Raw genomic sequence first — 8,193 nt, 5'->3', positions numbered from 1 at the left:
GCATGGTGTATCACCACCTCGACCGAATGTTTCCGGCGGTCGTCGACGAGGGAAATTGCCTGGTCGGGTTGCGGAACTCCATCAACGGTCACGCTCGTCTCGCCTTTCCCGGCAAACTGTTGCAGGACATCGATTTCGTAGACCGTCTCGCGATACCGGTAGTACACCTTGAATGCCTTCCAGTCCGCGGGGAGGCACGGAGCGAATCGAAGCCGATCCACTTCCAGCCGTAAGCCCAGGAGGGATTCCACGATCAGCCGGTACATCCAGCCGGCCGAGCCCGTGTACCACGTCCATCCACCGCGGCCCTTGTGGGGTGAGAGCGCATAGACGTCGGCCGCGACTACGTACGGTTCCACTTTATAGGTCGCCACCCCTTCCGGAGATCTCGCATGGTTCACCGGGTTGATCATCGTCAACAGTTCCCATGCGCGCCGGCCGTCGCCCAACGCGGCGAACGCCATCGCCGCCCAGATCGCTCCATGAGTGTACTGTCCGCCGTTTTCCCTCACGCCCGGGACATACCCTTTGATATAGCCGGGGTTCATATCCGACTTGTCGAACGGCGGTTCCAGGAGTTGGATCAGCGCATGGTCCCGGCGAACGAGGCGCCGATCCACCGCTTCCATCGCCATGCGCGAGCGCTCGGCATCGCCCGCCCCGGACAGAACCGACCAGCTTTGCGCAATCGAATCGATCTGACATTCGGGATTGCTCGCCGATCCAAGAGGCGAGCCGTCGTCGAAGTAAGCACGGCGGTACCACTCGCCGTCCCAGCCATTCTGCTCGATATTCCGGCGCACTTGAGTCGCCTCCCTCCGGCAACGTTCGGCGAAGGACAGGTCACCACGCGCGTGGGCAACCTCGGCGAACCGCAGGAGCACTTCATAAAGGAAAAATCCCAGCCAGACGCTTTCGCCTTTGCCGTGTTCGCCCACCAGGTTCATGCCGTCGTTCCAGTCGCCGGAGCCGATGAGCGGCAGGCCGTGCTTCCCGGTCCTGAGGCCCCTCAGGATGGCCCGCACACAGTGTTCGTACAAGGTGCCCGCCTCTTCCGACCGGCCGGGCAGATCGTAATAGGAGTCTTCCTCCACGTTTACCGGGCGGCCTTCGACGAAGTGGACGGGTTCATCCAACACCCCGGTGTCCCCCGTGTTCATGACGTAGCGGCACGTCGCCAGCGGCAGCCAGAGGAAATCGTCCGAACAGTGTGTGCGCACGCCCCGGCCCGAGGGGGGATGCCACCAATGCTGGACGTCTCCCTCGGGGAACTGACGGGCCGCGCAGCGGAGCAAGTGCTCGCGCAGGAGGTGCGGCTCGGCGTGGATGAGCGCCATCGCGTCCTGCAGCTGGTCGCGAAAACCGAACGCCCCTCCCGATTGGTAGTATCCGCTCCGCGCCCAAAGACGGCACGCCAGAGTCTGGTACAGGAGCCAGCCGTTGGCCAGGACGTTGAGGGACGGGTCGGGGGTTTCCACATGGACTGCGCCGAGAGTGTGGTTCCAGGACTGCCACACCGTTTCGAGTACCCCACGCGCCGCAGAAGACCCGCGAAAGCGATGCACCAGGTTCCTGGCGTCATCGGTGTCTTTCCCTGCGCCGAGCCTGAAGATGATCTCACGCTCTTCCCCATCCGCCAGCTCGAAGGGAACCTGGATCGCGGCGCAGGGATCCAGGGCGACCCCTGCCTTGCCCGAGAGCCGCGCCCGGGCCATGGCGGCCGGATTCCGAAGCGTGCCGTTGCGCCCAAGGAACTCCGTCCGATCGCCGCTTACGGTCCGAATCGTATCGTCCACGTCGAAAAAGGCAACCCGTCCGGCGAACTCCGTGTTGTAGGGGTTCCGCGCGAAGAGCGCTCCGGTGTCGGGGTTGACTTCGGTGACCACGTGCATGGCCGATTTCGGCCGCAGATCCCCCAGCACCCATTCCACGTATCCTGTGGCGGAGAGCCGGCGGGATCGGCCGGACTCGTTTCGCACTTTCCACACCGTGAACTTGACCGGCGCGTCCAGGGCCACGGTAACCCACATCTCCGAGCGGATGCCGCTCTCCGTGTGCTCGAAGACGCTGTAGCCGAATCCGTGCCGGCTGACGTAAGGCATCGCCCCGCGGTTGGGCAGCGGCGTGGGGGACCAGAAGAGGCCGCTCTCTTCGTCACGGAGGTAAAAGGCTTCTCCGCTCGAGTCGCTCACCGGGTCGTTGTCCCAGGGAGTGAGGCGAAACTCGTGGGCATTCTCGCTCCAGGTGTAGGCATGGCCGCTCTCCGAGAGAACGGTTCCGAAGTTCGGGTTCGCCAGCACATTCACCCACGGCGCCGGCGTCTCTTGCTCAGGCGACGTCGTAATCACGTACTCGCGCCCATCCGGCGTGAATCCTCCCAGCCCGTTGAAGAAGATCAGGTCGCGGCGGGGCAGCTCGGCGGCCGCGGGGGCTTCGGCGTGATGGGTTCGGGCCGGCGTGAAGGGCGGGACCGGCACTTCCGCCGGTCGGCGACGGTGGATCTGGTCCCACAGCGTCCCCCGGCTGTCGGTGAGGATCGCGCGAGCGACCGCTTGCAGCAGAACGCGATCCTCGTTCGATATCTGCTCCCCGAACCTTACAAAGATGCCGCCCGGTCGATCGGTCATGGAGGCATCGATGCCTGCGGCAATCAGCCCGATGATCTGCTCGTGGAGCAGTTGCCGATAACCTGCGTGATCTTCGTTCCAGATCACCAGGTCCACCGTCAGCCCTTTCAAGCGCCAGTACGCGTGGGCCTGGACAAGTTGTCGTATCAGATCGATATTGGCCGGGTCTCCAATCTGCACCAGCACGATCGGCAAATCGCCGGAAATGGAATAACCCCATAGGCCGGATTGCCCGCGGCGGTTCTTGATGAGAACGCTCGCGTCGGCGCGCAGAGAGGAATTGGCATAGATGACGGAGCTGGCAAGGTGTCCATAGAGTTGCGCGTCGGCCTCCGTGGCATTGAGCTGTTGCAGGACCACCTGTCCGTGCGTCCACGCCAGGTCGAAGGCGCGATCCGCAAGGCGCCGATCCTGGTATTTCCCGACAAGGCTTAACGCGGCGTCGCGGGTTTCGCAGGCGCCGGAGACGATATCGATCGTCGCCGATTCTCCCGGATCGAGCGTGATCCGATGGCGGATCGCGACAATCGGGTCGAGCACGGAGCCCTGGCTACCCGAAAGCGCCGCGGATCCTCTCATGGCTTGCGGATCGGCGACCGTGTTTCCGCGGCCGATGAACCGCATGCGGTCCGTCTCATAGGAAACTTCTCCGGTTTCCGCCCCGTGCACGGCCATCAGGTGAAACATCCACGGCACCGGCTCCTCGAGGGAGCGGGGCCGGCGGGTGCAGAGGATCGCCTGGCGTTGGGGGAGGATCTCCGTCTGGACAAAGAGGTTGCTGAACGCCGGATGCAACGCGTCCGCGGCAGGCGATGCAAGAACGACTTCCGCGTAACTCGTCACGTCGATCGCTCTGCGCCTCCGTGAGCGGTTGGTGATGCGGATTCGGCGCAGCTCGATGTCATCCTCCGGGGAGACGACGATCTCCGTATGCGTGTCGAAGTCGTGGTCGCGGCGGCGGAATTCCGCTCGCGCTTCCGAGAAAATCGCTTCGTACTTCTCCGATCGTTTGAGCGTCGGCTGATAGGCGGTCGACCAGAACTCCCCGCTGGTCACGTCGCGGAGGTAACAGAACGTGCCCCAGCCGTCGCGGGTACCGTCTTCGCGCCAGCGCGTGACCGCGATGTCCTTCCAGCGGCTGTAACCGCCGCCCGCGTTCGTGATCATCACGTGGTATCTGCCGTTCGACAACAAATGCACTTCCGGCATCGGCGTGTCCGGGCTGCTGAAAGCGCGCACCGGCGTCTTCAGGCCATCGGGAGCCGTACGGTAATCGGAGAGCTCGGCGGCGGGCGAATAGAACGCCGTGGCCTTGGGAACCCGCTCCTGGAGCAACAGCGTGGTCGCCTGGAACCGCGGGTCCGACTCGAATCGCTTCTGCATCGGACGGTCCAGGAGCAGATACGCCAGAGAGAGGAGGGTCATGCCCTCGTGATGTGCCAGGAAGGCACGGACCACGGCACTCGATTGTCCGCGTCGTTGACGGGAAGGGGTGTAGTCGATGGCTTCATAAAGGCCGAATTTTCCTTCCCCCCCTTCCGCGGCGAGTCGCTGCAGATTCCGACATGCCTCCTCGGCCGCCACCATCAGCGCCAGGGCGGACGCATACGGCGCAACGACCAGATCCTCGGCGAGTCCGCGTTTGAGCCCCAGCCCGGGCACGCCAAATGCGCGGTACTGGTAGTTGAGACGAACGTCGACCGTGTTGTAGCACGATTCCGACATTCCCCATGGTACGCCGCGCTGCCCCCCATACTGGATCTGCCTCTCCACGGCCGCCTTGCAGGTCCGGTCGAGCAGCGTGTTTTCGTACGTCGGCATCACCAGGAGCGGCATGAGGTACTCGAACATCGAACCGCTCCACGAAAGGAGGATCGGCTCTCCACCGGCGCTCGTGAGCAGGCGCCCCAGGGCAAACCAGCTCTCCTGCGGCAGCTGTCCCTGCGCAATCGCCACGAAACTGCACAATCTCGCTTCCGAAGCCAGCAGATCGTAGAAACTCGAGTCCCGCCTGCGCTCACCCACGTTGTACCCGATGGCCAGCAGACGACGTGTCTTGTCGAACAGGAAATCAACCTCCATACGGGCGAGATCGCCGGCTTGCCGTGCAAGGCGATCGATCTCCGCAATCCTTGCCCTGGCACGACGGTTTGCCTCCTGGATGTGCCCCCGAAGCTCAACAGACCACTCGCTCTGTTCCTCAAGCTCTGCCAGTTCGCGCAGCGTCGGGATCCCATCGATGCCGGGAACGCCGTCGGGCCTGTCCGGTGCGGCCGGCAGCAGGACCCACGGCGCGAGGACCGTCAGCTCCTCGAGGGAGTCCCGGCATTGCCGGGCGAAGGCACGTGCCCACCACGTCGGCTGGCTCTCGGAGTCGGCTTCAAGACCACGGATCACGTCCTCGGCGGACGCCGCCAGCCGGTCCAGACACTGCCGCGCCGCCGGGAGCGTGGTTGGCCGGGATTCCGATGCGGCCGCAAGATCCTTCTGAAGTTCCGCGAGCTGGGTCTTCGCTGCTCCTCCCGCGGCGTCCACGAGGACCCCGAGCGTGTCGCGTAAGCCCTCCACCCATCGCGATCCCAGGATCTTTTGATCGGGAAGTGCGAGCAGGCCCGGCCGTAATGTCAGCAGATGGCCCGCGAGGTTCCCGCTATCCACCGTCGAAATGTAGAGAGGGGGCAGCGGTCTGAGAGACTGCGTGTCGTACCAGTTGTAGAAGTGGCCCCGGTGCCGTTCCAGGGATTCCATCGTGCGGAATGCATTCGCCGTGCGCTCGATGAGTTGTCCGGCCGGAAGGTAGCCGAAGTCGTACGCGGACAGATTCGCGAGCAGCGCGAGCCCCATGTTGGTCGGCGACGTGCGGTGCGCAACCGCGGCGACGCGATACTCCTGATAGCTGTCGGGGGGCAACCAATGATCTTCCGGGTCGACGAAGGTCTCGAAGAACGCCCAGGTCGTTCGGGAAAGCTTCCGGAGAAAGAAGGTCTGCTCGGACGAAAGCCGAGGCGATCGGGGGGCGAGCGGCCGGCTGATCCACCAGGCGACCGCGGGTGAGGCAAACCAGAGGGCCAGGATGGGCCCGGCCACGGCCAGCGCAACCGGCCTCGAAAGCGCCAGGGAGATCACCGCGGCAGCGGCGATCACGGGAGCGATCCACATGGACCGGCAAGAGGCGACGAGGTCCGCGCGGCGATTGCGGTCCGGATCGCCCGACGGACTCCATTCCAGGAGTCGTTTGCGCGTGAACAGCATCCGCCAGACGGTGCGCACCACCGCATCCAGACTGAAAAACGCCTCGTAGGGGAGGCATATGAGCGTAAATGCCGCCTGGCTGAAGTGCCGGCCGGCCGTGCGTGCTGCGGCGCCGAGGTGCTGCCTCAGCAGCACGTCGTCCGGCTTCCGGAACAGTTCCAGAACCGATTCAACCAACGGGGGAATCAGGAGGATTCCGATCACCGCCAAGGTCCATAACCAGAGCGGCGACAAGACCATCCAGCCCAGCAGCAACATCAGTGTCAACGCCGAAGGCACGAGACTGCGACGAAGATTGTCGAAGATCTTCCATTGGGACAGGATCGAGAGCGGATTCCTCTGACGGAGCTTGCCGGGTCCGGGAACGCGAGACACCAACCACGACGCAATCTGCCAATCCCCGCGAATCCAGCGGTGCCTGCGGCTTACGTCCGCGCTGTAGCGAGATGGATATTCCTCGTACAACTGCACATCGCTCAACAGCCCCGCCCGCGCGTAGCACCCTTCCAGAAGGTCGTGGCTCAAGATCCGGTTCTCGGGAAAACGCCCATGGAGAGTCCGCTCGAACGCATCCACGTCATAGATCCCCTTGCCGATGAAGGATCCTTCACCGAACACATCCTGGTAGGCGTCGGAGACGGCGCGCGTGTACGGATCGATGCCCGGCTCACTCCCGAACAGTCGCGCGTACCTCGACCGGTTCGTGCACGGCAGGCTCACGGCTACGCGGGGCTGAAGGATTCCGTACCCCTCGGAGACACGCAGAGAATCTTCGTCGACCCGCGCACGATTCAGCGGGTGCGCCATGGCTCCCACGAACTGCCGCGCCGAGTCGCGCGGGAGTTCCGTATCCGTGTCCAGGGGAATCACGTACTTCACGTTCGATAAAACGGCAGTCTTGCCGACGACGAGGGAAAAGCGATCCCCTGAGCCGCCGCGCAGAATCGAATTCAATTCCGCAAGCTTCCCACGCTTGCGCTCGTAGCCCATCCAGATCCGCTCCCGGGGATTCCATCGGCGCGGGCGATGAAAAAGGAAGAACGTGTCGCTCTTTGCATCCCTGTACTTTTCATTCAGCTCTTCGATCCTCTTCCGGGCCAGCCGCAACAGCGGCTCGTCCTCCGGAAGCGTTTCCTCGAGCGCATCCCGGAAATCCGTCAGCAGGCCGAAGTACAGGTTGTCGTCCCGGTTGGCCAGGAACCGGACTTCCAGCGCCTCGACCAGATCCTCGATGTCGGGAGCGCTCGTGAGCATCGTTGGGATCACCACCAAGGCGTGCGATTCCTCCGGAATTCCTTCGGTGAAGTCCATTCGCGGCAGCGGATGCGGCGTCACCAGCAACGTGGCCAGCCAGTTCACCAGCGCCACCGCCAGCTGACTTCCGCCCAGCAGCGAGAGGAACCCCATCAGCGCGAACAGCCAATCCGGGTACCCACCGGCATGCGCCTTTGCCAACAGGCTCCCCGTGAAAATCGCCGTCATCAGCGTGATCGTGCCGAGATAGAGGAGCAAGGGAAACCGGCGGCTCCTTCGCGCAAGAGCCTCCAGGGGAGACAGGCGCACCTCCGCCGTTCGTTCGAGCTGCGGAAATCCCTTATCGATCAGGTAGAACCCGACATGTGCCGCCCGATCGTCCCTGCCTTTCACGGCCGCGCTCTCGCAGGTCAATTGGATCGCTTTGCGCGCCACCTCGCCTTCGGATAGCCGGCTGCCCTTCGCGATCTTCTCCACGGCGTGACGGTAGCGATCACGGGTGGCAATATCCATCTTGCCGTAGACTCCGCCAGGATCCTCACGCAGCACCTGCTCGACGACGCTCATCCTCTCGACGAACTCGCGCCAGTCCATCGCTCCCAGAAATCGGAGGCTGCCGATGCTGTTGCTGATCGAAACCTGTTCGGCGGCCTGTTGCCGGTTTTCCGCCTGCACCAACTGCTCAATCGTCAGGCCGGACTCCGAGAGCCGCTGCTCGATCCAGGTGAGCGGCAAGGCCAAGGCGGGGCTCTGTCCCTGCAACCGGCGCGCAAATTCCGCGACAAACGAGCTCACCAGCGGCGGGCTCGACCGCGCCATATCCGCGATCAAGAGAATCAGGCTCTTCGGGTCTTTCTCCGCCATCTCCGTCATCTGGTCCGCCCAGTAGTCGGCGCGGTTGCGGTCGGTCCGGTCGACAGCGATCCGCGCTCCCACGCGACGGAGATTTTCGATCAGGGCCAGGCGCAGCATGATCGGGATGGCCCACAATTCGCCTAATTTCAGGACGGTCACCGTCTGGTAGGCGGCTACGAAACTGCTGAGATTTTCCGGGTCCACC

General features: G+C 63.8%; 1 protein-coding gene. It reads right to left on the bottom strand.

Going from position 1 to position 8,193, the window contains the following annotated elements; translation table 11 throughout:
• Nucleotides 1-8,147, bottom strand: an 8,147-nt coding sequence (locus tag VJ307_07265; GenBank protein HJX73939.1) for a glucoamylase family protein, incomplete at its 3' end; no start/stop codon positions are given.
• Between the last annotated feature and the right edge of the window lie 46 nt (nt 8,148-8,193).

The sequence above is a fragment of the Candidatus Deferrimicrobiaceae bacterium genome (assembly GCA_035256765.1).
Classification (GTDB): domain Bacteria; phylum Desulfobacterota; class Deferrimicrobia; order Deferrimicrobiales; family Deferrimicrobiaceae; genus CSP1-8.
The sequence above is the reverse complement of the archived record's forward strand: the minus strand, read 5'-3'. Positions and strand labels throughout refer to the sequence as shown.